Source organism: Paenibacillus radicibacter, assembly GCF_024721995.1.
Classification (GTDB): Bacteria; Bacillota; Bacilli; order Paenibacillales; family NBRC-103111; genus Paenibacillus_AM; species Paenibacillus_AM radicibacter.
The window spans coordinates 177,119-201,125 of the sequence record NZ_JANQBC010000008.1 but is presented as its reverse complement, the minus strand read 5'-3'; the positions used below and the strand labels follow the sequence as shown (position 1 = coordinate 201,125).

The 24,007-nt window shown below is 43.3% G+C and carries 21 protein-coding genes; 17 read left to right on the top strand and 4 right to left on the bottom strand.

Going from position 1 to position 24,007, the window contains the following annotated elements:
• Positions 1 to 153: 153 nt before the first annotated feature.
• Genes NV379_RS15815 through yajC form a run of 4 tightly spaced genes read left to right on the top strand, consistent with a single transcriptional unit; the run spans position 154 to position 4,804 of the window.
• Positions 154 to 2,229 carry a SpoIID/LytB domain-containing protein gene (locus NV379_RS15815; RefSeq protein WP_258208288.1) on the top strand — a complete coding sequence of 692 codons (2,076 nt, stop codon included), beginning with the start codon at positions 154 to 156 and terminating at the stop codon, positions 2,227 to 2,229.
• A gap of 6 nt (positions 2,230 to 2,235) precedes the next feature.
• A complete protein-coding gene (gene queA, locus NV379_RS15810) occupies positions 2,236 to 3,315 on the top strand; it encodes a tRNA preQ1(34) S-adenosylmethionine ribosyltransferase-isomerase QueA (RefSeq protein WP_258208287.1) in 1,080 nt (359 codons plus the stop codon).
• A 24-nt stretch (positions 3,316 to 3,339) separates the two neighbouring features.
• Positions 3,340 to 4,476: a tRNA guanosine(34) transglycosylase Tgt gene (gene tgt, locus NV379_RS15805; RefSeq protein WP_258208286.1), complete on the top strand. Its 1,137-nt coding sequence runs from the start codon at positions 3,340 to 3,342 to the stop codon at positions 4,474 to 4,476.
• 22 nt (positions 4,477 to 4,498) lie between these two features.
• Complete coding sequence (gene yajC / locus NV379_RS15800) at positions 4,499 to 4,804, top strand: preprotein translocase subunit YajC (protein WP_258208285.1); 306 nt, start codon at positions 4,499 to 4,501, stop codon at positions 4,802 to 4,804.
• 73 nt (positions 4,805 to 4,877) lie between these two features.
• Here the strand turns inward: yajC and NV379_RS15795 are convergent, their stop codons facing one another.
• The 3 genes from NV379_RS15795 to NV379_RS15785 form a co-directional block, all read right to left on the bottom strand.
• On the bottom strand, positions 4,878 to 5,561 hold the full coding sequence (locus NV379_RS15795; RefSeq protein WP_258208284.1) for a class I SAM-dependent methyltransferase: 684 nt from the start codon (positions 5,559 to 5,561) through the stop codon (positions 4,878 to 4,880).
• Between the two features lie 144 nt (positions 5,562 to 5,705).
• Entirely contained in the window at positions 5,706 to 6,551 is an 846-nt protein-coding gene (locus NV379_RS15790; protein ID WP_258208283.1) for a phosphatase PAP2 family protein, read from the bottom strand.
• Positions 6,552 to 6,645: 94 nt separating this feature from the next.
• The gene (locus NV379_RS15785; protein WP_258208282.1) at positions 6,646 to 7,035 is read right to left on the bottom strand and encodes a TIGR04086 family membrane protein; all 390 of its coding nucleotides are present in this window, start codon (positions 7,033 to 7,035) and stop codon (positions 6,646 to 6,648) included.
• Between the two features lie 152 nt (positions 7,036 to 7,187).
• Here NV379_RS15785 and NV379_RS15780 point away from each other — a divergent pair, with 152 nt between their 5' ends.
• Entirely contained in the window at positions 7,188 to 7,745 is a 558-nt protein-coding gene (locus NV379_RS15780) for a YetF domain-containing protein (RefSeq protein WP_258208281.1), read from the top strand.
• A gap of 18 nt (positions 7,746 to 7,763) precedes the next feature.
• Here NV379_RS15780 and spoVB read toward each other — a convergent pair whose 3' ends face one another.
• Positions 7,764 to 9,332: a stage V sporulation protein B gene (spoVB, locus tag NV379_RS15775; protein WP_258208280.1), complete on the bottom strand. Its 1,569-nt coding sequence runs from the start codon at positions 9,330 to 9,332 to the stop codon at positions 7,764 to 7,766.
• A 177-nt stretch (positions 9,333 to 9,509) separates the two neighbouring features.
• On the opposite strand from spoVB, the gene NV379_RS15770 reads away from it, so the two are divergent.
• The 12 genes from NV379_RS15770 (at position 9,510) to hisS (ending at position 23,998) form a co-directional block, all read left to right on the top strand.
• Positions 9,510 to 9,782 (top strand): post-transcriptional regulator, encoded by a 273-nt coding sequence (locus NV379_RS15770; protein WP_258208279.1) that lies wholly within the window; start codon positions 9,510 to 9,512, stop codon positions 9,780 to 9,782.
• A 189-nt stretch (positions 9,783 to 9,971) separates the two neighbouring features.
• Positions 9,972 to 11,222 (top strand): protein translocase subunit SecD, encoded by a 1,251-nt coding sequence (gene secD / locus NV379_RS15765; protein ID WP_258208278.1) that lies wholly within the window; start codon positions 9,972 to 9,974, stop codon positions 11,220 to 11,222.
• Entirely contained in the window at positions 11,212 to 12,162 is a 951-nt protein-coding gene (gene secF / locus NV379_RS15760) for a protein translocase subunit SecF (protein ID WP_258208277.1), read from the top strand. The genes secD and secF overlap by 11 nt, the downstream gene beginning before the upstream one ends.
• 135 nt (positions 12,163 to 12,297) lie before the next feature.
• Positions 12,298 to 13,251 (top strand): cation diffusion facilitator family transporter, encoded by a 954-nt coding sequence (locus NV379_RS15755; protein ID WP_258208276.1) that lies wholly within the window; start codon positions 12,298 to 12,300, stop codon positions 13,249 to 13,251.
• A gap of 31 nt (positions 13,252 to 13,282) precedes the next feature.
• On the top strand, positions 13,283 to 15,706 hold the full coding sequence (recJ, locus tag NV379_RS15750) for a single-stranded-DNA-specific exonuclease RecJ (RefSeq protein ID WP_258208275.1): 2,424 nt from the start codon (positions 13,283 to 13,285) through the stop codon (positions 15,704 to 15,706).
• Positions 15,707 to 15,738: 32 nt separating this feature from the next.
• A complete protein-coding gene (locus tag NV379_RS15745) occupies positions 15,739 to 16,251 on the top strand; it encodes an adenine phosphoribosyltransferase (RefSeq protein WP_258208274.1) in 513 nt (170 codons plus the stop codon).
• A gap of 179 nt (positions 16,252 to 16,430) precedes the next feature.
• The gene (locus tag NV379_RS15740; protein ID WP_258208273.1) at positions 16,431 to 18,611 is read left to right on the top strand and encodes a RelA/SpoT family protein; all 2,181 of its coding nucleotides are present in this window, start codon (positions 16,431 to 16,433) and stop codon (positions 18,609 to 18,611) included.
• Positions 18,612 to 18,623: 12 nt separating this feature from the next.
• Positions 18,624 to 19,067 carry a D-aminoacyl-tRNA deacylase gene (gene dtd / locus NV379_RS15735; RefSeq protein WP_258208272.1) on the top strand — a complete coding sequence of 148 codons (444 nt, stop codon included), beginning with the start codon at positions 18,624 to 18,626 and terminating at the stop codon, positions 19,065 to 19,067.
• A 122-nt stretch (positions 19,068 to 19,189) separates the two neighbouring features.
• On the top strand, positions 19,190 to 19,360 hold the full coding sequence (locus NV379_RS15730) for a hypothetical protein (protein WP_258208271.1): 171 nt from the start codon (positions 19,190 to 19,192) through the stop codon (positions 19,358 to 19,360).
• Positions 19,361 to 19,527: 167 nt separating this feature from the next.
• On the top strand, positions 19,528 to 21,522 hold the full coding sequence (locus NV379_RS15725) for an FAD-dependent oxidoreductase (protein ID WP_258208270.1): 1,995 nt from the start codon (positions 19,528 to 19,530) through the stop codon (positions 21,520 to 21,522).
• A gap of 243 nt (positions 21,523 to 21,765) precedes the next feature.
• On the top strand, positions 21,766 to 22,083 hold the full coding sequence (locus NV379_RS15720; RefSeq protein ID WP_258208269.1) for a winged helix-turn-helix transcriptional regulator: 318 nt from the start codon (positions 21,766 to 21,768) through the stop codon (positions 22,081 to 22,083).
• Between the two features lie 655 nt (positions 22,084 to 22,738).
• Complete coding sequence (gene hisS / locus NV379_RS15715) at positions 22,739 to 23,998, top strand: histidine--tRNA ligase (protein WP_258208268.1); 1,260 nt, start codon at positions 22,739 to 22,741, stop codon at positions 23,996 to 23,998.
• Positions 23,999 to 24,007 lie beyond the last annotated feature (9 nt).

Here is a 24,007-nt window from a genome sequence, read left to right as displayed (position 1 = left end):
AGTTAAACGGAAGTGTTTTTATCTCTGTAGTGTCCCAAACTTTTTGAACCCACTCTTACCCTCCAGTCACGATTCAACAGAGGCTGGAAGTACTTTTTTTCACCTTAGCAATCTGATTTTTTGAACATGCCTCCCCGGAGAGGATGAACACACATGAAATTAAGCCAAATATGGATCCAAGCAGGGAAATACGTACTAGCAGGCGCTTTACTATTTAGCACAACACTTCCATTTGCAGCAACTTCAGCGTACGCAGCTGTGCCTAAGCTTGATCAGATTCGCGTCGCACTCTTCATGAATACAGCTAAGAGCAGCAACACATCTGTCGTAACATTGAAATCCGATAAAGGGTTCGATATTAGCACTCGATCAGCAAGCGGCACAATCCCTCTTTTTAACGCAGCAGACACTTCGATCCGTGCATCAGCTGATGGCTTTCGAGTCTTATTACTAGAGACTGAGAACCAAGGTACAGCTAAAGCGATTGCAGAACAGTTGTCTTCTGGCGCTGACAAAGTGAACGTAATCACATATACGAAACAAGGTAAATTGACCTATCGAGTAGAGTATGGATATTACGTAACGAAAGAACAAGCGACAGCGGGAATAGATACCGTTCTTCGTAATGGAACGACAAGTGCACTAATAGGTGCATTTAAACCTGTTGTTGTAGGAAATGCTCGACTGCAAGCTGGTAATACGGGTTCAGAGGCGGATGCAGTTAGGACTTTAGCGGTTGTAAATCAAGCAGGGTTGTATGGTAACGTCGTTGCGCAACTAGACGCTGCTGGTCAAGCGCAGTACACCGTATGGGTTGGGGATGAGCAGGATGCAGCTTCACTGCAAACTTTACAAGCATCAGCAGCTCAATTACTGCCAGGCATTGCTCTACAAGCAGCAGACAATAAGAGACCGTATGTGATCCGCAAAACAGAAGCGGGCGGCGTGCATTATGCTTTTAATGGGGGGAACAATCAACTACTTATTCATCCCAAACAGATAGGCGTAAGCGTTAAAGAAAAATCAGACAATACATATCGTGGTGACATCGAGCTTAGCGTATATAAAGATCGACTAGCAGTTATTAATGAAGTAGATTTTGAACAATATTTGTATTCCGTAGTAGGAGCTGAGATGGGAGGTTCCTATCCAACGGAAGCACTCAAGGCACAGGCCGTATCTGCTCGTACGTATGCGTTAATGAACGGACTTATGTACGATATCGCGCACGTTGTAGATAATACATTCGATCAAGCATACTCCGGTATGGGCCGTGAAGCAACGAACGTCATTCAAGCGGTTGAAGCGACACGCGGAGAAGTCGTAGTAGATGGTCAGAATAAATTGGTCCAACCCTTCTACTCGGCTAGCGCAGGTGGTGTGACGGCAGATATAACCGAAGCGTGGGGCGGTAAAGGATACGATTATTTACAAAGCGTGAAGTCGCCAGATGAAGGCACTGCGGAGAAATGGTACCGAATACTGCTTAATGATGGCAAAGTGGGCTATGTGTTTGGTGACTATTTGAAAGCAACAGGTAATTCATCAATTGCAGGGTTTTCCTATTATCGAGTTACAGAACCGAACTTGAATGTGCGTATGGCGCCGTCTACCTTTACAACACTTGGACCTGTAGTTGGTAAGTTAAATGTGGGTGAACAAGTTGTTGTACTAGAAGAAGTGATGGTTGGCTCGCCATATGTATGGGAACGGATGCTTGATGAAGCTACACTGTCTAATTTGCTTGCGAAAAATGGGGTTACGACCGGTGGCGCTGTTAACTCACTTGAAATTACGAAGCGTGGTCCTTCTGGACGTGTGACCGAAATTTCCGTAAACGGCAAACCAGTTAAAGTGAAAACACCAGATGCCATTCGCACCGTACTAGGTTCACTTCCAAGTACATTGTTTGAAATTGAGCAGGCTGGACGTTATACTATTAAAGGCGCAACAGCTGTGAACAATCGGGATAGCTCACAGCCGGTCTATGCACTCAGTGGCAATCAGTCACAAGGGTCGCCAGTCTCGCAATCCCAATATTTTGTGCTTGGAGCTAATGGCAAAGGTAATTCTCTAACTTCAGATTCTTACTTCCGTATTTTCGGAAAAGGATATGGACACGGCATTGGCATGTCTCAATATGGAGCTAGAAACTACGCCCTGCAAGGCTATACTTATGTGCAGATCATTCAGGCATACTATAATGGAGTCACGTTAACAAAAGGATGAAATCAGATGGAAGTTGAAGCTTTTGATTATATATTACCAGAGGAGCTAATCGCGCAGACGCCACTGGCGGATCGGACTAGCTCCCGTCTGATGACGTTAAACAAACAATCAGGTGAAGTTCGTCATCAACATTTTGCAGACATTATCCATGATCTGAAAGCCGGGGATTTACTCGTGATGAACGATACACGGGTCATTCCAGCCCGGCTTTTTGGTGTGAAGAAGGACACAGGGGCTAAAGTGGAAGTACTGCTCCTGAAATCGTTCGGTGAAGATCGCTGGGAAGCCCTCGTTAAACCGGGTAAACGCATTCGTAGCGGTGCTACACTCGTATTCGGTGATAAGCTTGAAGCGATTGTTGAAGAGTCGGGTGAGATGGGTTCCCGTATTCTCAAGTTCCAATACAATGGTATTTTTAATGAGATTCTAGATGAACTCGGCCATATGCCGCTTCCTCCTTATATCAAAGAAGTTCTGGATGAGAAGGATCGTTATCAGACCGTTTATGCGAAACATGAAGGCTCTGCGGCTGCGCCGACAGCGGGGCTTCATTTTACGAATGAATTAATGCAAGCAATTAAGGATAAAGGGGTACAGATTGCTTATATTACCCTTCATGTAGGTTTAGGTACGTTCAGACCAGTATCCGTAGATCGTATTGAGGATCATGCGATGCATGCGGAATACTTTGATGTTCCAGAGGAAACAGCAGCTGCTATTAATGAGACGAAGAAGAATGGCGGACGTGTGATGGCTGTCGGCACGACTTCTTCACGTACGCTTGAAACAGCGGCGCGTGTTAGTAGTGCGAAGCAAGATGGAGAGCAGTCCACAAATTCCGATTCGCCAAGCACAGGCTACCGTCCAATTACGAGCTGTTCAGGTTGGACAGATATCTTCATCTTCCCAGGCTATCAGTTCCAAGTGGTTGACGCTTTAATTACGAACTTCCATTTGCCGAAGTCAACGTTACTTATGCTAATTTCGGCGATGGCTACTCGTGAGCATGTGATGCAAGCGTATGAGGAAGCAGTGAAAGAGCGCTATCGGTTCTTCTCCTTTGGCGATGCAATGTTTATTTATTGATTATAAATTAGGATGTGAATACAGTTGGTAGCAGTAACTTACGAACATATTAAAACTTGTAAACAGTCAGGTGCACGTTTGGGTCTAGTTCATACCCCTCACGGAACGTTTGAGACACCAGCATTTATGCCGGTTGGTACACAAGCGACTGTGAAGACGATGAGTCCAGAAGAGCTTAAAGGAATGGACGCACAAATTATTCTTAGCAACACGTATCACTTGTTCTTGCGTCCAGGTCATGACATTGTGAAAAAAGCAGGCGGCTTGCACAAATTCATGAACTGGGATCGTCCGATCCTTACAGATAGCGGTGGTTTTCAAGTCTTCTCTCTGAGCGATATGCGCAAAATTACAGAAGAGGGCGTCCATTTCCGTTCCCACTTAAACGGGGACAAGCTTTTCTTATCGCCAGAAGTTGCGATGGAAATTCAGAATGCACTCGGTTCTGACATTATGATGGCATTCGATGAGTGTCCGCCTCCAGATGCAGATTATGATTATGTGAAAAAGTCGCTTGAGCGTACAACACGTTGGGCTGAGCGTTGCTTAGCAAGTCATGCTAGACCGCATGATCAAGCTCTATTCGGTATCGTACAAGGCGGTATGTTCAAAGATTTACGCAAAATGAGTGCCGAGCATTTGACTTCCATGGATTTCCCGGGTTATGCTATTGGTGGACTGAGTGTTGGCGAACCGAAGCCTGTGATGTACGATATGCTCGATTGCACTGTTCCACTTCTTCCGGATAACAAGCCTCGTTATTTGATGGGGGTTGGCTCACCGGATGCATTGATTGAAGGTGCGATTCGCGGCGTCGATATGTTCGATTGCGTACTTCCTACAAGGATTGCACGTAACGGAACTTTGATGACATCCAGTGGTCGGTTAGTTATTCGTAATGCGAAATTCGCTGAGGACTTTGGTCCGATTGATCCAGAATGTACGTGTTATACGTGTCAGAACTACTCTCGTGCGTATATCCGTCACCTGATTAAAGCGGATGAAACATTCGGCCTTCGTTTGACAACAACTCATAACTTGCATTTCTTACTACAATTAATGCGTGATGTCAGACAAGCTATTATGGAAGATCGCCTCTTGGATTTCCGAGATGCATTTTTCACAAAGTACGGTCTCTATGATAACGATAGAGGATTTTAAGAACTAGGGAGGAATTTTGAAAATGCTATTAGCTGATGCAGCTGCTACAGGTAGTTCCTGGATGACATTTTTACCACTAATCGTAATGGTAGTGTTGTTCTACTTCTTGCTTATCCGTCCGCAACAAAAACGTACTAAGACTCGTAACATGATGCTTGGTAATGTGAAAAAAGGGGATAAAGTTGTTACAATCGGTGGTTTACACGGTACAATCGTGGAACTTACTGATGATACAATGGTTCTTCGTGTAAATGATGCAACAAAATTAACATTTGATCGTTCTGCAATTAATACGGTTGTTTCATCTACTGAAGCAAGCGCATCTTAATCCAGCTGACAGTTGGACATAAATGAAGAGCCGCGTGATGTCATTATTGGCATCTAGCGGCTCTTTTTCCGTGTTATTCTGGTTTTTTGGCATAAAACACAGCAAATCCATAACTCTTATATACACAATCTACGTCGATAAAGCCTGCTTGCAGGAGCCAGGACAATTGACTACCAAGGGGTGCATTTCGGTCCAAAGTGACACGACGATCAATGGAAGCCTCAATAGCCTCAAGTGATAAATCGGTGCTTCTGACATCTTGCTCCCATTGTTGTTTGTATAAGGAATCCATAATCGAAGTAGGTCCTTCAACTTGATCTGCGTTTATGAATACACCGCCTTGCCGTAAATGAGCAAAGATTTTACTGAATAAATGCTGCTTCTTATCATGCTCAAGATGGTGAATAGAGAGTGAGGAGACGATGATATCAAAGTGGTCTTCAAAGGGCAACTCGGTATAGTCTGCAAGCAAGAATTGTACATTAGAATTTCCGTCAAATCGTTGTTTAGCTTGATTCAGCATCCCCTCACTAAGATCGACGAGTGTAAACGTACCTTGTGGATATTTTTCCATAACATACGCGCTCATGAGTCCAGTACCAGCACCAAGATCAAGAACTTTTGGTGATATTGTCTGACTTGTAGCAAGTCTAGTCGCGATTCCATAGAAATCATCATATCCGGGTATCAATTTACATCGTTGTCCATCATATCCTTGCGCACCTGCATTGAACTTTTCCTTGATTCTGTGATCCATAATCACCATCTCCTTCGGCTATTTTTTCTAATTGTATCGTGGTGAGGAAGAAGATGGAAATATATAAATCAAATGAATTTAATAGGTTTTTCCTATAAAAGAATACTAAAAACACCCTGCATATTGCTATGCAAGGTGATTCATTTAATCACTTAAACTACGCTGTTTCATCGGTGTGTTCACGCGAGCAGGTAACTTAAACGATTGACGTCCTTGTGCAATTTTCAAGCCGTATTTACTAGCTGCAACACCAAGAATAAGTCCAGCGCCCATATCGAGGAACCAGTGAATACCTAGATAGAAAATCGAAAAAATAATAATGCCCGCGGTAATACGGGTGAACCATTTCCAGAATGCATTGCCGGAGTGTGTCGCAATAACAGCCATAGTTATGGACAAGGAAGTATGCAAACTTGGGAAACAGTTATTGATTCCGGACATTTCGCGATACGTCTGTTCGAATGTAGGGAATACGTTAGAGATGAGCATATTCACATTCGGGTTTAATACCCAAACTTCATTCACTTGGAAAAATAAATAGAAAGGCATCGCGACGACATAGTTGATAATAATTGCGTAACAAAGTGCGTTGAACAATTGATAGTTTTTGTTCCATGTATATAATGCAATGGAAACAATCATGAGTGTTGAGAACACTATGACATAGAAGAAACTTGTTACATACGTAAGGGTATCATTTAAGAAAAAGTGCTGTATGTTCGCAACGAATTCTTTTTCAATCGAATAAAAAATAAGAGTAAAGTCGGTTTTATTATGAATGAATTTCTCCACCCATAATTCTAAATTGTTCATTAGTAGAATCAAAACAAGTGCACCGAAATGCAACAAGTAGCGTGGGGAACGAATTAAATTCATTACAAACGTATAAGCAATACGAATCGGATCTTTCTTGGTTGTTATATATAAAAGAACGATCGTACATATTGTGGTATAGATCGATACATGTGTCATAGATTCGAATGGACCCATGATGTGATTTCCTCCTGGAAATTGGAGCATAATTAATAGCTAGATCATTATAGCATATCGATCAATCTGATTCTATTAACTGCCCACAATTGCATTACTTTCTAGAATTTACACCAAATATACCTCCGATACCCGAAGATAATAGAGATACACATAGAAGTAAGAACGAACGAGCATTAAGTCCTGCGTCAAAGCTTAAGAAAGCGATCATGAAGATAATCAGTGTATAGAGGCAGCCGAGCATACCGCCATAGTACCAGCCTTTCGTTCCAGACTTTTTCCCCGCGACAAATCCACCCACAAGCAGGGAGATGATGTGATTAATATAGGAGAACGTTGGCAAGCTGGACTCATCAGCTGAGGTAATTAAGAGAATGAGTGAAGTGAATAGTGTCCCTATAAACATAATGATGAAGGCATAAATTAATCCGGAGAGTATGGGTGACATGACGCGGGCTTGATTGACTTTCGTAATTGGATTCATTTTTTCGTCCATCCCTTCTAATATTCACATTGATTTAACACATTGTATGGTCAAGCTGCCAGAATTAGTACAAGTTCACTGGAATGATTGGATGGACTACCAAGAATTAAGCATTTAAGCCCTGCATTTTCACAAAATTGAAGGTCACACTAATGTTAGAAATCGTTAGAAAAGAAAAGGCGGGAGGCTTGAAAGTTGTGAATGAGCTGACCTTAATTCTGCGTTTGGTTCTAATTGGTTTGGTTGTAGCGTTAGTTGTACGTCCGATTAGTAAGGTCGAAGTGGGCAAGTTGTCGGTTGTTGATTTTGTGATTCTGGTGATGGTTGCGCAAATTGGAGTCATGGCGTTTGTTGAACCGGGCCGTAAGCTTACAGATGTGCTGATGCCGCTTGCAATTCTGGCGGTTATTCGTTTCATGTTGACAGTGAAGATACCTGCTCGGGGCATCCCGAAGGAGCTTCCGCAAACGGTTAGTTCAGTTGGCATCCCTCCAATTGAGCAAAGTGGGTTGATTCGCTATGAGGGATTGCCGCTACCGCTTATTCTGGATGGGAAAGTACAGGATGCAAATTTAGAGAAGATCGGTCAAACCCGATTTTGGCTGAAAAATCAATTGCAAGAAATGGGTGCGGAAGGCTTCAAACAAGTGTTCTTCTGTTCGTTTGATCATCGTGGTCGGATGTATTATTTGGATAAAAAAAGAAGGTGAACCTATCTGGGCAACCAGCTAGGTTTTTACTATTTTACGCCCCATGCGTAAAATGCGTGATAAATCGCTTCGATTAATTAGTTTGAGTATAAGGATCATGAACAAATAGGTGGCAAGAGCAATGATACATGCCGCGAAGAAACGAATACCTTCACTCGCTGTCCAAGGAATTTCCATGACCGCGTTACATAACAGGCCACTAACAGTCATCGCCACACATACCTTGAGCATGTCATATCCGTTCACTGTAAACTTTAACGCGCGCTGTACCGCAAATAAGTGGAGTATCGTTACGATAATGGTATTGGCATTAATCGCGATGATCGCGCCTTTAATACCAATTTCCGGCTGTCTAACAAGAAAGTAGATGAGTGCTAATTTAACTGTTGCGCTTATGAGTGTGTTAAACAGTGCTGTTCCAGGGCGATCTAATACTTGTAGAGCGGCTTGTAGTGGAGCTTGCAAGTAGATGAAGAGGGCAACAGGTGCCATCATTTTGAGCATGATTCCGACCTCAGCATTGTTGTACATGAGCTGGGTTAGCGGACTCGCGAGGACGAACATAATAACAGCAAATGGAGCGCCTGAGACAAGTGCGAGTCGAAGTGATTGATTCATCCGCGAGTGAATGAGGTTCGTATCTTTATGAGCCGCGGCTTCCGAAAGGGATGGAATAAGCACAGTCGATAAGGAGTAGGTAAGTGCAGTTGGGAGTAACAAGATTGGGATGACCATACCTTGCAGAGCGCCATACTGTGCTGTGGCAAGCGCTGTAGCTACACCAGCAATTGCTAAACACTTGGCTATCAAGATGGATTCGACCAAATAGGATGTAGCTCCGATTAGTTTGTTTCCCGTAACAGGAATAGAGATTGATAATAGTTGTTTAAAAATGTTGAGGCGTCCCATTGATGGTTCTGCCGAGGATACAAGTACCGCAGATCTTTTTTTATTTTTCAAACCTTGTCGATAATAAAAATAAAGAACTGCAATTCCACCAAGCTCCCCGATCATAACACCCACCATCGCGCCTGCAGCAGCAAAATGAATGCCATAAGGAAGCATGAGGAAAGAGAAAAGCAGAATCATAATGATTCGAATCGTCGTCTCGGCAATTTGGGAGGAAGCCGTTGGAATCATATTATGCCTACCTTGGAAATATCCGCGATATACGGCAGAGACAGATGCGATAAGAATGACAGGACCCATACACATGAACGTGTAGTAAACGCGTGGATCGGTTAGTAAATGTTTGGTAATCCATGGAGCAAAAGTGTAGGAGAGAGTCGTAAGTATTGTAGCGAGTATGACGGAGAACGTTAATGCGATTCGCAATATGGTACTCACACGTCGCTCGTTGCCTTCGGCTTCTGCCTGCGCGATGAGCTTGGAAACGGCAAGTGGTATACCTCCTGATATAAGAGTGAGGATGAGCACGAGGAATGGCCATCCTAGCTGATATAAGCCTACTCCTTCAGCACCGATCACGCGTGGTAACGCAATCCGTGGAATAAAGCCAAGAATGCGGGTGATGATGCCTGCACCAAGCAAAATCAATGTCCCTTTAATAAATGATTGCTTGCTCACACCAACTCGTCCCCTTTAGCCCGTATACATCCACCATATGCAACACCTGTCCAAGCTAATGCTAACAATTTGCAAGGTAACCAATTGGATTCAGCAGGATAATGGTGTAAGCTTGTAGAATGGATACGATTACATGATCGATATGGCAATGCCCGAGTTTGGAGGGGGATACGTAAGATGAGACCGGAAGATCAGCCAATTGTAGAAGAACAAGAGCTAACCGAAAGCGAATTGTCTGAGATGATTCAGGACATGTGTAAGAGCAAGGCGGAGGAAATTTGTATCATCGGATATATAGGTGTAACGGATAAGGATATTTGGGACTGTGTTTCTGAAAAATACAGAAAAAGCGGTACACCACAGTTGCATCAAATGGTAAATGATATTTTGTCGCTTAAACCGACGCAATTCATGAATTGGATGACGATGCAAATGTATAAAGGGTCCTAACTCGAGAGGGTGGGGCTTTTTTTGTTAATGAAGTTCGAGTTTTGGGGTCCTAGCAATGTATTTGAATAGGCACTGAAGTGAATGCGTTACTTAGTGGGAGAATTTTGTTGAGAATTGCTGTAAATTGACGCGTTTTTCCGTGCTGAGTATAATAGGAATATTGAGTTAGGAAGGGAGACAAGCAAGCACATGAATTTTAAACGGATTAGCGTTTTTATCCTGACCGTTGTGATTACACTTGGCGCTATTATTTGGTCAAGTCCGAGCTTGGTCAGAGAAGTTAGATTAGGATTGGATTTAAAAGGCGGCTTCGAGATTCTGTATGTTGCAGAACCGCTTGAAGCTGGAGGAGAAGTAACGCAATCCGCACTAAAAGAAACAGCGAATAACATTGCTAAACGTGTCGATGCACAAGGGATCAGTGAACCTGAAATTCGTCCGGAAGGTACTGATCGTATTCGTGCGCGTCTAGCAGGTGTGAGTGATGAAGCAGCTGTTCGTGAAATGATTAAGAAACCCCAAGAACTCTCATTCAGAGGTTCTGACGGTAACAAAGAATTAATCGGAACGGATTTCGTACCTGGTGGTGCGAAAGTTGGCTATGATGGTAGAACCAATCAGCCATTAGTCGAGATTAAAATGAAAGATCAGAAGAAATTCAGAGATATCACAGCGAAAATTGCAGCTATGCCAGACGGCAAGAACACGCTTGGTATTTATTTAGATGAAGAGATGTTGTCTAACCCTTATGTCAGCCAAACATTGGATACAGACGTAGCAACAATCTCCGGCAGCTTTACGTATGAAGAGGCTAAGAAGCTTGCAGATACGATTAACATGGGAGCTTTGCCGCTTAAACTAACAGAGAAATACGTACAATCCGTTGGCGCTACATTGGGACTAGCTTCCCTTGAACAAACAGCAAAAGCGGGTATTATCGGTTCCATCATTATTTTGTTATTCATGGTACTTTACTACCGTATTCCAGGTCTTGTAGCAGCATTTACGCTCATTACATATACGTGGTTATTGCTCCTCGTATTTGATCTCATGCATGCAACGTTAACATTGCCAGGTATTGCGGCACTCGTACTCGGGATCGGGATGGCGGTCGATGCGAATATCATTACGTACGAACGGATTCGTGAAGAAATTCGTACGGGTAAGAGTCTTGCTTCTTCCGTAAAAGCGGGTTCCAAACATTCCTTCCGTACGATTATGGATGCGAACGTGACGAACATCATTTCGGGTGTTGTTCTATACTTTATCGGTAATGGCGCAATTCGCGGCTTTGCTGTTGTGACAATGCTAAGTATTGTAATCTCGATTATTACAAACGTGTTTCTTTCTAGATTCCTTATGCACTTGCTTGTTCGCGGGAATGTCCTGAAGAAGCCAAGTATGTTTGGTGTAAAGGAGGCGGACATCCGTGAGCTCTAAGTCTAGATTTCATTTAGATACCGATTCAGGTAAGAATCGTTTTGATTTTATGAATCACCGCAAAATTTTCTTCATCATTTCCATTGCCATTACGGTGCTTGGACTTGTCATGATTCTTTTCAAAGGATTACATTATGGTGTTGATTTTAAAGCAGGATCTACAGTTGACATTCGTACAACGCAGTCCGTTGATAAAGTAAAAGCGGAACAAGTTGTAAAAGATGCAGGTTTTAGTGACGTCATTCTCACAGTGGGCGGCGATAATAATCATCAGATCTCTGCTCGCTTCGAGCATGTACTTGATGATCCATCCGTGAAGAAGATCGAAACCGTGATGAAAGCTGCTTTCGGTAACGATATCTCCACGGAAGTAAACATCGTTCCACCAGATATTGCGCAAGAGCTTGGACTTAAAGCGATTTATGCCATTGCAATTGCAAGTATCGCGATCTGTATTTATGTAAGTATTCGCTTCGAATGGCGATTTGCGTTAGCAGCGATTATTGCAATTTTGCATGATGCGTTCATTACAGTGAGTGTATTCTCCATTTTCCAATTGAAAGTGGACATTCCATTTATCGCAGCGATTCTAACCATTATCGGTTACTCGATTAATGATAAGATCGTTATCTTTGACCGTATTCGTGAGAACCAACGCTTTGCGAAGCTAAAAACTTCCGATGATCTATCTAGAATGATTAACAACTCCATCTGGCAGACAATGGCTCGTAACATCAATACGGTATTTACTGTACTTATTGCAGCAGTATGTTTGTTCATCTTTGGTAGTGAGTCCATTAAGTTGTTTGCCTTGGCAAAAATTATTGGTCTTATCTCTGGTGCGTACTCTTCAATCTGTATTGCAAGCCCATTATGGTTCTTATTTAAGCGTGGCTCTGTCGGTTCCAAACGTAAACCGGCTGCTCTTGCAAAAGAATAGTTGTGGTTCTGTAAGTTATGCTTACAGCGTAAAATGATAAACAAGTCTAATTGGATGGCCGCGTGAGTTTATTGCGCGGCCTTTCGTCAGTAGAAGGACCTATTCATAGAGGTTAATTTACATGGGGAGGGCAACATGACTGTAGAGCGTTTGAGAAAAGCTGCATTTGCGGCTTGGTCTGGTATTGCAGTAAATGTCATTCTTGCCGTAGCCAAAGGTTTTGTAGGATGGTTTTCGGGTAGTAAAGCACTATTAGCAGATGCGATCCATTCTGCTTCGCAAGTAGCAGGATCGTTTGCAGTAATGATCGGTCAACGTGTAGGTAAGATGTCACCTAAATCTAATAATCCATATGGCCGGGTTAGGGGCGAGTATATCGCTTCTGTGATCGTGGCGGTATTGATGCTAATTGTTGGAGTTGAGATCGGGATCTCTGCGATTAAGTCCATCTACCATGGCGGTATCGCAGAACCCAATGGGTTTGCAGTTATTATTATTCTGGTATCGATCGTTGTGAAAGAAGCGATGTTCCGCTACCAGTTTCACTTAGGCAAGAAGACGCATTCACCGTTTCTTGCTGCACATATGTGGTCGCATCGATCCGACTTATATTGCTCGCTAGCTGCGCTTGTTGGGGTTGTTGGGGCTTACTTAGGTAATCTATTGTCATTAACCTTTTTTAACTATTTAGACCCATTAGCTGGCCTTGTAATTTCCTTTTTTATATTAAAAATGGGCTATGATCTGATGATGGAAGCCATCTATAACACGCTTGACCATGCCCTTCATCATGAGGATGCACAGGAGCTTATTCAGACCGTGCAGCGAGTGAAAGGTGTCATTATCATCGAGGAATTGCGTGCGAGAGAACATGGGCATTATGTCATCGTTGACGTGAAGATTAGCGTGAATCCTCGTATTACAGTTCTGGAAGGACAGGAAATCGCTAAGGTTGTAAAGTCGCAGTTAATGAAAAGATTTATTCACATTTCAGACGTGTTTGTGCATGTTTTTCCATATGACCCGGGTTATCCATATAAGAATAATCTGAATGTGGACCATAGCGACTTCCCATCGGTATTGCATTAAGCACTGTGGGAGTTGGCAAGGGGGATATTGTGTGTTACTTGGTAAGGGAAGATGGCAAGTTGGTCAAATAGACGAAGAAGTGATGGCGTCGATCTCACAGAGTGCGGTGGATCTTCCACCACTTGTCTTGCAGTTATTAGCAGCAAGGGGAATGACGGATTCTGAGGAGATTCAGCGCTTTTTATATGGTGGTAGTGAAGGGTATCATGATCCTTTTCTTTTGGAAGGCATGCAAGCTGCTGTTGATCGTATCAAACAAGCACTTGCCAATCATGAGAAGATTCGTGTGTATGGTGATTATGATGCGGATGGCGTAAGTTCAACGGCGTTAATGGTAAGATTGCTGCAGGGCTTGGATGCGAATGTAGACTATTACATTCCACATCGGGTAAAGGAAGGTTATGGCTTAAATTGTGAGGCAGTCGATCAAGCGAAGCTGGATGGGATTACACTGCTCATTACAGTAGATACTGGTGTGAGTGCTGTAGAAGAAGTGGCTTATATTAAGCAGTGTGGAATGGATGTAATTGTGACGGATCACCATGAACCACCTGCTATATTACCTGAACCGCTTGCACTTATTAATCCGAAAAAATCGACATGCCCCTACCCGTTTAAAGGACTAGCTGGTGTTGGGGTTGCGTTGAAACTTGGCCAAGCACTGCTTGGCAGAATGCCAGAGGAATTGCTTGAACTTGCTGCGATCGGAACAGTAGCAGATTTAATGCCTCTTCAAGATGAGAATAGACTTATTGTGAAACAAGGCTTGGAGCAAATACGCACAGGTGGATTTGTGGGTGTTCGAGCCCTACTTCGTGTATGCAGTATTGAGAAAAGGGACGTATCTGCAGGTCATATCGGATTTTCAATTGGGCCAAGAATTAATGCTAGTGGTCGATTGGAGTCTGCGGATACGGCTGTTCGCCTATTACTCACAGAAGACAGTTCCGAAGCAGATGAGCTTGCGCAAGAGCTTGATGTTCTGAACGTTGAACGTCAGCGTATTGTAGAGGAAATGACAGTAGAAGCTGTTGCAATGGTTGAAGCGGAACGTCAGAAGTCGGATCTGCCTCATGTTCTCGTACTTGCTGGTGAACGATGGAATATTGGCGTTGTTGGTATTGTTGCCTCACGTATTGTAGAACGTTACTATAGGCCAACACTTGTGCTGAGCATTGATCCTGAACAAGGTACAGTAAAAGGTTCGGCACGCTCGATTGCAGGTTTTCACTTGCATGAGGCATTGACGGAATGTGATGCATGGCTTGATCATTATGGCGGTCACAGTGCAGCAGCAGGAATGTCGCTTAAGCTTGAGCATTTAGAAGCATTCCAAACACAACTTAATGAAATCGGTAAGCGACTACTACAAGAAGAAGATTTAGTCCCTCTTCTAGGTGCTGATCTGGAATGTCGACTCGAAGATATTCCACTTCCGTGCATTGATACCTTGCAATTGTTGGCACCTTTTGGCATGGGGAATCCTGCTCCGAAATTTATCATTCGAGAGTTGGCTATTACTGAAGTTCGTACGATGGGCAAGGAAAGCCAGCATCTTAAGCTCGGGCTAACACAAGCTTCAGAAGAGGTAAAGTTTGTCATTGAAGGTGTTTCATTTGGCAAAGGGGAACTGAGTCCCTGGATGACGATTGGGGCTAGTGTTGATACACTTGCGGAGCTTTCCGTAAATGAATGGAATGGTCTTCGTAAACCGCAACTCATGATGAAAGATATTCGGATACCACATCGACAATTATTCGATTGGCGTGGGAATGCAAGAGCTGCAGAAAAGATCGCATCACTACGCACAGTAGTAGCGACGAAAGCACCGAATCCGGAGTCAATTATTGGGTTGGTTTTGTTTGAAGATTCGGTTGCAGATTTTCATTCGAACGCAACTAAGATCGCGAACAACGCGGATTTGCCTGTGTGGTCGCATGACGAAAAGGCAGATAAACTAACCCCTATAAATGAGCTTGCGAAGATGCATGCTTTTCAAGCGGTTACTGATGTGGTATTCTACAATTTGCCGGCGCATCCTACTCAGTTGCGTCAAGTTGTCGTGCATGCGACTAATTGTCATCGCATGTATGCATTATTTGCCGAGACAAATCCGCTTCTTAGCGGGAGTGTACCATCTAGGGAGCATTTTAAATCCATGTATGGTTTACTCGGGCGTGCAGGTTCATGGCAGACGCCGAGTGCAACTTTCGAGCGTCAGCTTGCTAAGCGTTTGGAAGTTTCTGAGACAACGGCAGCGTTCATGCTTCAAGTGTTTGAGCAATTAGGATTTATTGAACGTACAGGAAGTGAGAGCGGGCTTGCCGCTCAACCACCGAAGCGGGATTTAACAGAATCTAACTTGTATCAAGCAAGAATGAATCGAACTGAAGTCGAGCAATTGTGTATGTTCAGCTCTGCGAAAGAGCTCGAGTGTTGGATTGCACAACGATAACACTATTTTATATCATGATTGGAGGGGTACTGATGAATTTTAAAGAGCACATTCGTGTGATTCCAGACTTTCCTCAGCCAGGTATCCGCTTTAAGGATATTACAACTATTTTGAATAATGGTCCTGTTTACAAAGAATCAATCGACCATATTGCACAGCTCGTGAAGGATCTAGAAATCGATCTAATCGCAGGGCCAGAAGCACGTGGTTTCGTTGTTGGTGCTCCTCTTGCTTACTCTTTGGGTCTTGGATTTGTTCCAATTCGTAAGAGTGGTAAATTACCAGGTGAAACTATTGAAGCGGACTATTCCCTTGAATATGGTAAAGATAAGCTTGCTATGCATAAAGATGCGATCAAGCCAGGTCAACGTGTTCTAATCGCAGACGATTTGCTTGCAACTGGTGGTACTATCGAAACTTCGATTAATCTAATTAATCAATTGGGCGGCGTAGTTGTCGGTGCAGCATTCATGATCGAGCTTTCCTATCTTAACGGTCGTGAGAAGTTGGGCGATATCCCAACATTTACGATGGTAACTTACTAAAAGATTGGTTTGATTAGGCAAATAAATACACCCTTTAGCAGATATGTCCGTGAAAGTAGCGCATATCTGGTGACGGGTGTATTTATTTTTAAGGGCAGACATGTCTCGACAGTTGACGCGGGGCTATATACCAAGGCATAATGAATTAAAATTACTTACTTAAGGGAATGGATGGGTCCATGGGTATTGAGCTTTTACTTCAAAAGGCGTCGACTTATCTAAAAGAAGCCGATCTCAAGAAAATTGAGGAAGCATATGCATTTGCCGAACAAGCTCACCACGGTCAAGTGCGTAAATCAGGTGAGCCTTATATTCTGCACCCGGTTGCGGTAGCAGAAATTATTGTGAACATGCAGATGGATACAACATCCATAATCGCTGCTCTGCTTCATGATGTCGTTGAAGATACTACGGTTCCGCTGGATCAGGTAAAAGAGAAATTTGGCGAAACTTGTGCGATGCTTGTTGATGGACTTACGAAGCTGGAGCGCATTCAGTTCAAATCCAAGGAAGAGCAGCAGAATGAGAATTATCGCAAAATGTTTGTTGCCATGGCGCAGGACATTCGCGTTATTCTAATTAAGCTTGCCGATCGTCTGCACAACATGCGTACGCTTAAATTTCAATCTGAAGAAAATCAGCGACGTATCGCTTATGAAACACTAGAAATTTTTTGCCCAATTGCACACCGCCTCGGTATTTCTGCGATCAAATGGGAGATGGAGGATATCGCTCTGCGCTATCTAAACCCTCAGCAATACTACCGTATTGTGAATCTCATGCAGAAGAAGCGTACAGAGCGGGAGCGTTACATCGAAGAAGTGGGCAGCAACATTAAAGAGAAACTCCACGATATGGGCATCGAGGCAGATATTTCAGGTCGTCCGAAGCACATTTATTCTATTTATAAAAAAATGTCCGCGAAGAACAAACAATTCACTGAGATTTATGATCTCATGGCACTTCGCGTTATTGTAGATAACATTAAAGATTGTTACGCGGCTTTGGGTATTATCCACACGTTATGGAAGCCAATGCCGGGTCGATTTAAAGATTATATTGCCATGCCGAAGACAAACATGTATCAATCTCTGCACACGACCGTTGTGGGTCCGACTGGAGAGCCTCTTGAAGTGCAAATTCGTACGTGGGAAATGCATCGAACTTCCGAGTTCGGGGTTGCCGCGCACTGGGCTTACAAGGAAGGTACAATCGCACCGGCGGGGTTTGGCGATAAGATGAGCTGGTTCCGTGAAATTCTGGAGTTACAACAAGAAACCCATGATGCAGCTGAGTTTATGGAGTCCATGAAGATGGATTTCTTCTCAGATCTTGTATTCGTGTTTACGCCGAAGGGCGAAGTGTTCGAACTACCAGCTGGCTCAGTTCCACTCGATTATGCATATCGTATTCATACGGAAGTAGGTAACCGTACCATTGGTGCCAAAGTAAACGGACGTATCGTTCCACTAGACCATAAGCTGAAGACAGGTGATATTGTTGAAATATTAACGTCCAAGCATTCTTATGGTCCAAGCCAAGATTGGGTTAAGATTGCGCAATCTTCCCATGCGCGTTCTAAGATTAAACAATGGTTTAAGAAAGAACGTCGCGAGGAAAATGTGGAAAAAGGCCGCGATGCGATTGAACGGGAATTAAAACGTATGGGTATCGATCCTTCTACACTCATGACGGAAGACAAATTGATGGAAGCAGCAAAGAAATTTACATTCAATGATGTGGATGATATGTTGTCTGCTATCGGTTTCAGCGGTTTAACTGCTGCGCAAGTATGTACAAAGTTAACGGAGAAAATGCGCAAAGAAGCAGAAGAAGCGCAAATTATTCAGTTAACAAATGAAATTAAAGAAGTTAAGTCATCAGATAAAGAGCGTAAGGGCAGACCGACGAACGGGATTCGTGTCAAAGGCGTCGATAATTTGCTGGTACGCTTTGCACGTTGCTGTAATCCGGTTCCTGGTGATGATGTTGTTGGATATATTACACGTGGTCGAGGCGTATCTGTCCATCGTGCAGACTGTACGAACATCCCGGTTGGGGATAACGAAGAGGGCAACCGCGTGATTGAAGTTGAGTGGGCAGAAGCGATGGAAGCGAACTTTAACGTGGAGATCGAGATCACTGGACATGATCGCAGAGGATTGCTCAATGAAGTGCTCAAGGTTGTGTCGGAGAGTAAGACGATGATTTCAGCTGTATCTGGACGTTCGGATAAGAATAGGCTAGCTCAAATTCATATGACGATCTTAATTAAGAATATCGATCATTTGCAAGCGGTAGTTGAGAAAATTAAACGTGTACAGGATGTGTATTCTGTACAACGTATTATGCAATCGTAAGGAGTACGTACAATGCGAGTTGTCATTCAGCGTAGCAAGGAAGCAAAAGTAACGGTTGATGGACAAGTAGTCGGTCAAATTGATCGTGGCCTTGTCTTGTTAGTCGGGATTACCCATGATGATACGATAGAAGATGCCAAGTATGTAGCAGATAAAATTGCGGGATTGCGTATTTTTGAGGATGAAGCCGGCAAGATGAATGAATCCATCATGCAAATCGGCGGCCAAATATTATCGATCTCTCAATTCACCCTGTATGGTGATTGTCGGAAGGGCAAGCGTCCAAGCTTTATCGCCGCCGCTCGTCCTGAGCAAGCTCAGCCGCTTTATGATCAATTTAATGATCTGCTTCGAGCGCAAGGTTTACAAGTGGAGACAGGGGTGTTCGGCGCGATGATGGATGTCAGTCTTACGAACTGGGGTCCTGTTACAATCGTATTGGATACCAAACAATAAATAAGTACATGCCGTTATTTTCCGATCCAATGGGAATAACGGTTTTTTGTTTTTTTAAAGAACAACACAATTGGCAACACTAGGGGTAACCATATTTACAACCTAAAGGAGAAGTTACCCCTATGCGTCAATCGATGAAACAAATCTTAATGACCCGCTCATCCGATGGAATGATCCAATCCCATTATGAAGCCATGCGAGTCGGCGGCAGATTAAGTGATGTAGAGCTTGGTGAGATGGAGTCGATAGCGCCAAGTTCCATCCGCAGAATGCCTCATAAATCATTACGATGAGGGGATATCTTAAGCGTCTCGACCCACCAATTGGGAGGTTGAGACGTTTTTTGTTTACGAAAACTCCACGATTTTTCCATTGACAAGATTTATGATACACTAGTCATGTTTGTAATTTCGACATCATAGACGATGGAATGCATGAAAATATTGTAGGATGGTGGAAAATGTCGACACACAGGACTCATAAGAAACAATCGAACAATTGGATCATCTTGATGATCGTACTTATCTTGCTCGCGGTAGCAGGTGCGGGAGGGGCTTTGTATTACCAATATAAACACTCTCAACATATCGGTAATCCGCAAACATTAGAGCAAGTCGAGTATCTGAATAAATCGGAAGAAGAATACGATGTGATCGTTGTAGGTACAGATCCGGAAGGGATCACAGCAGCCGTATCCGCAGCTCGCAATGGTCAGAAAACATTGTTAGTAGACGGTAATGACCGCGAAGTGCTGGGCGGACTGCTTACAGTAGGTTGGCTAAATTCACTGGATATGAACTTTAGTCCAAACAGTGGCGGTATTCTGAATAAACCAGTACCACTAAATAAAGGCTTGTTCTCCGAATGGTATGATCGCGTAGAAGGCGACTCGTTCGACGTGACGACAGCTGCTAACGTGTTCTATGACCTCGTGAAGAAAGAAAAGAACATTGATCTGATGTTAAAAATGAAAGAAATTAAGCCGAAGATGACAAAAGGTGCTAACGGCAATGATGTGATCGAGGGCATTGTTGTAACAAAAGCAGACGGATCGCAGCAGACGATTAAAGCGAAATCGGTCATTGATGCAACACAAGATGCGGATATCGCAGTTGCTGCAGGCGTTCCTTATACGTATGGCCGTGAAGATTTAAGTGATAAGAATACGAAAATGGCAGTTACGCTTGTATTCCGCTTAAAGAACATCACACCTGATGTGTGGGCGAAAGTTAAAGATCGCTTGCAGAACGATAAGGATGAAGGTACAGGTGCTAACGATGTAAGTGCTTGGGGATACAAGGAAATGTATGATTACAAATCAAGTAACCCTAAGCGTGTTGTAATGCGCGGACTGAATATCGGTCGTCAGAATGACGAAACGATGCTCATTAACGCCTTGCAAATTTACGGCATTGACGGTGCTGACACAGCATCACGTGCAGAAGCATTCGAAATTGGAAAGAAAGAAATTCCACTTGTTGTGGAACACATGAAGAAGATTTATCCGGAATTCGCTAATATTGAGCTCGATGCAACTGCACCAGAGCTATATGTTCGTGAAACACGTCATATCGAAGGTGAATATCGTCTTCATATCTTGGATGTCTTAGAAAATCGCGACCACTGGGATCGCATTGGATTTGGTTCCTACGAAGTGGATATTCAACGTTCTTATGCAGGTGATGGTGGAGCGGTTGTAGCTGACCCTGAACAATATGCAGTTCCTTTCCGCAGTATTGTTCCTAAGAAGATCGACGGTTTACTCGTTGTAGGTCGTTCATCAAGCTTTGATACACTGCCACACGGTTCTTCTCGAACAGTTCCTGTTGGTATGGCTACTGGTCAATCCGCAGGTGTAGCGGCTAAGCTTGCTACGGACAACAAAGTAACGTTCCGTGAAATGTCGCAGAACAAAGAACTTATTGCAAAGTTGCAAGAGATGATTAATCAACAAGGTATGGATGTGAAACCATTTAGCATCAAACCTTATCCATTCATGGAGCACAAGCAATATGAGGGTCTTAAAGTAGCTGTAACTTATGGCTTGGCTTATGGCAGCTATGGCAATACGGCATTTAATTTGGACAACAATTCTAACCCTGTTCGATTCATTAACTTACTCTATGGTGCGAAGAAAATGAAGCCTGATGCGTTCACAGGTGATCCTGGTGCAGCGCTAAGTTATACGAAGGGTGCAACTGCTGATCAACTTACAGCTGAGCGTAAAGAACACGCGGCTAAAGACTTAACACTTGATCAAGCTTGCTACACAGTAGCTCTAGCATTAGGTATTAAAGTAGAAGCCCCAGCAGATGCGAAGGCAGAACTAGTGAAGCAAGGTATTCTAACAGAAGCATCACTACAGACAATTACAAATCCTGCTAAGCTTACCGATGGCGACAGCTTCATGCTTATCAAAGACTTGCACGACCGACTTGTGGGAACGAAGTTATAGAACAAATTTGTAATATGACTGTAATTTGTTTTTCATGTGTCATTAATGTTGGTTGCTTATAATAAAAGTCGACCCCCTTTTATAATAATATGATATGGATGGCTCGCAGCTTATGGCTTGCGAGTCTTTTTCTTTGTATACATGACAATACTAACTAAAGGTAAGTTATTTATGAAAAATAAATGAAACTAGTTCCGCGACATGAGTGGATGTGTTAAAATAGTCACTAAGGAGATGATCGCTATGGATGATTCTTTATGTCCAAAGTTTGAAAGCGCATTTGAGTTGCTCGGGAAAAAATGGACGGGCTTAATTATTAAAGTATTACTTACAGGCCCTAAGCGATTTAAAGATATTTCGGATGTGATTCCCGCGATGAGTGATCGAATGCTATCGGAAAGATGCAAGGAGCTTGAGCTTTCTGGTGTTGTTATCCGTCATGTTTATCCGGAGACACCTGTTCGTATTGAATATGAGCTTACAGAAAAAGGAAAAGATTTATTTAAAGTTATGGAAGAGGTCGGTAAATGGGCTGAGAAGTGGGGCTCAACCTGCCCATAACTTTATGTTGCCTATTGGAATATTTTGCGATTATAATTAAGTAACATATCAAGAGTGCGGAAGAACCGCCTATAGATACGCGTATTTTACGTATCTATGGGCGGTTTCTTTTTTTGTAACTCGGAGGAGGTTCGGATAATTCACTAACCATGGACGTCATCAATTTAAACAAGGCTAGGGGGAGATGCAGCTTAATCCGAGAGGTAAAAAAAACTGGGCTAGGAAGGAGTGAAATTGAAGCTCTTGACTTTATGATATGTGATGATTAGAATAATACATATTATAACTTTAAATGACTTTGATCCAGTGAAGGGATAAAGTAGTTTGCCCCCACATATTTAGAGAGGAAAGCCTTGGCTGTGAGCTTTCTTATGATGAGCAATCGAATGACCTCCCAGAGGACAACCAATGAACACCGCGTGAGGCGTAAGCCAAGCAAAGTCAGTAAATGGATTGCGTGCACGGGCGTTAACCGTTTAAGCGAAGGAAATTGTTCTTGGGCTATCCAAGAGAAGTGGACTTCGAAATGTGGGTGGTACCACGGGTGAATTTGTGAATTCAAATCTCTCGTCCCTGATGTTTATTTAAACGTCAGGGATGGGAGATTTTTTGTTTTAGTAATAAAGTACATGCTGACTGTAGAGGAGGGAATCAAATGGCGATACAAAAGCCAAAAGGAACAGCCGACTTGCTACCTGGTGTAGTTGAGAAGTGGCAGTTTCTAGAATCGAAAGCAAGAGAGTTGTGTCACCGTTTTAACTATAAAGAGGTGCGTACTCCGATTTTCGAACAAACTGAATTGTTCACGCGCGGTGTAGGTGAGACGACGGATATTGTGCAAAAAGAGATGTACACGTTCGATGATAAAGGCGAGCGCAGCATGACACTTCGTCCAGAAGGTACGGCTGGTGTTGTTCGTTCTTATGTGGAGAACAAGCTGTATGGTGAACCTGATTTAACGAAATTGTATTACATGGGCCCAATGTTCCGTTACGAACAGCCGCAAGCTGGTCGTCAGCGTCAATTCCACCAATTCGGGATTGAAGCATTCGGTTCAACAGATCCAAGCTTGGATGCAGAAGTCGTTGCACTTGGTTATGCATTCACACAAGATGTGGGTCTTAAAGATGTAACCGTTGAAATTAACTCAGTAGGTACGCCAGAAATTAGAGCGGTGTATCGTGAGAAGTTACGCGAATTTTTTGCACCGGTTAAAGATCAGTTGTGTAAAGATTGCCAAACGCGCTTTGATACGAATCCACTTCGTATTCTCGATTGCAAGAAAGATGTTGCTTTCGGCGAGGGAGCACCCGAATTATTAGCAGATTTAGACGATGCAGCGAGAACGCATTTTGAAGCTGTAAAATCGTATTTGACCAAGATGGGTGTTCCATTCCAAGTCAATACACGTCTAGTCCGTGGCTTAGATTACTACACGCATACGGCTTTTGAGTACAAGGCAGCAGGAATTGGTGCAATCGATACGATTGGCGGCGGTGGTCGTTATAACGGACTTGTCGAGCAAATCGGCGGGCCAGATCAATCCGGTGTTGGACTCGGTATCGGTCTTGAGCGTATCTTGCTCGTACTCGAATCTCAGCAAGCGAACATTCCGGTTCCAAGACCACTTGATGTTTACTTGATTGGACTGGGTGAGGCTGCTGAACAAGAAGTGACAACTTTACTTCACCAAGTACGCTTAAATGGACTTGTCGCGGAGAAAGATTACCAAGGACGTAAGATGAAAGCGCAGATGAAATCAGCTGACCGCTATCAAGCAACCTATGTTGCCATCTTGGGTGATGATGAATTAGCACGTGGAGAAATTTCCGTCAAAGCGATGGAAACGGGTGAACAAGTATTAGTGCCGCTTCCTGAGCTTGCGGCGTGGATTCATAAACAAGGAAGCAAATAGAGGAGGAAA

Bases quoted from the DNA above. Each gene is read 5' to 3' on its own strand.
- NV379_RS15815 (WP_258208288.1), top strand. From the start codon at position 154: ATGAAATTAAGCCAAATATGGATCCAAGCAGGGAAATACGTACTAGCA.
- queA (WP_258208287.1), top strand. From the start codon at position 2,236: ATGGAAGTTGAAGCTTTTGATTATATATTACCAGAGGAGCTAATCGCG.
- yajC (WP_258208285.1), top strand. From the start codon at position 4,499: ATGCTATTAGCTGATGCAGCTGCTACAGGTAGTTCCTGGATGACATTT.
- NV379_RS15795 (WP_258208284.1), bottom strand. From the start codon at position 5,561: ATGGATCACAGAATCAAGGAAAAGTTCAATGCAGGTGCGCAAGGATAT.
- NV379_RS15790 (WP_258208283.1), bottom strand. From the start codon at position 6,551: ATGGGTCCATTCGAATCTATGACACATGTATCGATCTATACCACAATA.
- NV379_RS15785 (WP_258208282.1), bottom strand. From the start codon at position 7,035: ATGAATCCAATTACGAAAGTCAATCAAGCCCGCGTCATGTCACCCATA.
- NV379_RS15780 (WP_258208281.1), top strand. From the start codon at position 7,188: ATGTTAGAAATCGTTAGAAAAGAAAAGGCGGGAGGCTTGAAAGTTGTG.
- NV379_RS15770 (WP_258208279.1), top strand. From the start codon at position 9,510: ATGAGACCGGAAGATCAGCCAATTGTAGAAGAACAAGAGCTAACCGAA.
- secD (WP_258208278.1), top strand. From the start codon at position 9,972: ATGAATTTTAAACGGATTAGCGTTTTTATCCTGACCGTTGTGATTACA.
- NV379_RS15755 (WP_258208276.1), top strand. From the start codon at position 12,298: ATGACTGTAGAGCGTTTGAGAAAAGCTGCATTTGCGGCTTGGTCTGGT.
- NV379_RS15745 (WP_258208274.1), top strand. From the start codon at position 15,739: ATGAATTTTAAAGAGCACATTCGTGTGATTCCAGACTTTCCTCAGCCA.
- NV379_RS15740 (WP_258208273.1), top strand. From the start codon at position 16,431: ATGGGTATTGAGCTTTTACTTCAAAAGGCGTCGACTTATCTAAAAGAA.
- dtd (WP_258208272.1), top strand. From the start codon at position 18,624: ATGCGAGTTGTCATTCAGCGTAGCAAGGAAGCAAAAGTAACGGTTGAT.
- NV379_RS15730 (WP_258208271.1), top strand. From the start codon at position 19,190: ATGCGTCAATCGATGAAACAAATCTTAATGACCCGCTCATCCGATGGA.
- NV379_RS15725 (WP_258208270.1), top strand. From the start codon at position 19,528: ATGTCGACACACAGGACTCATAAGAAACAATCGAACAATTGGATCATC.
- NV379_RS15720 (WP_258208269.1), top strand. From the start codon at position 21,766: ATGGATGATTCTTTATGTCCAAAGTTTGAAAGCGCATTTGAGTTGCTC.
- hisS (WP_258208268.1), top strand. From the start codon at position 22,739: ATGGCGATACAAAAGCCAAAAGGAACAGCCGACTTGCTACCTGGTGTA.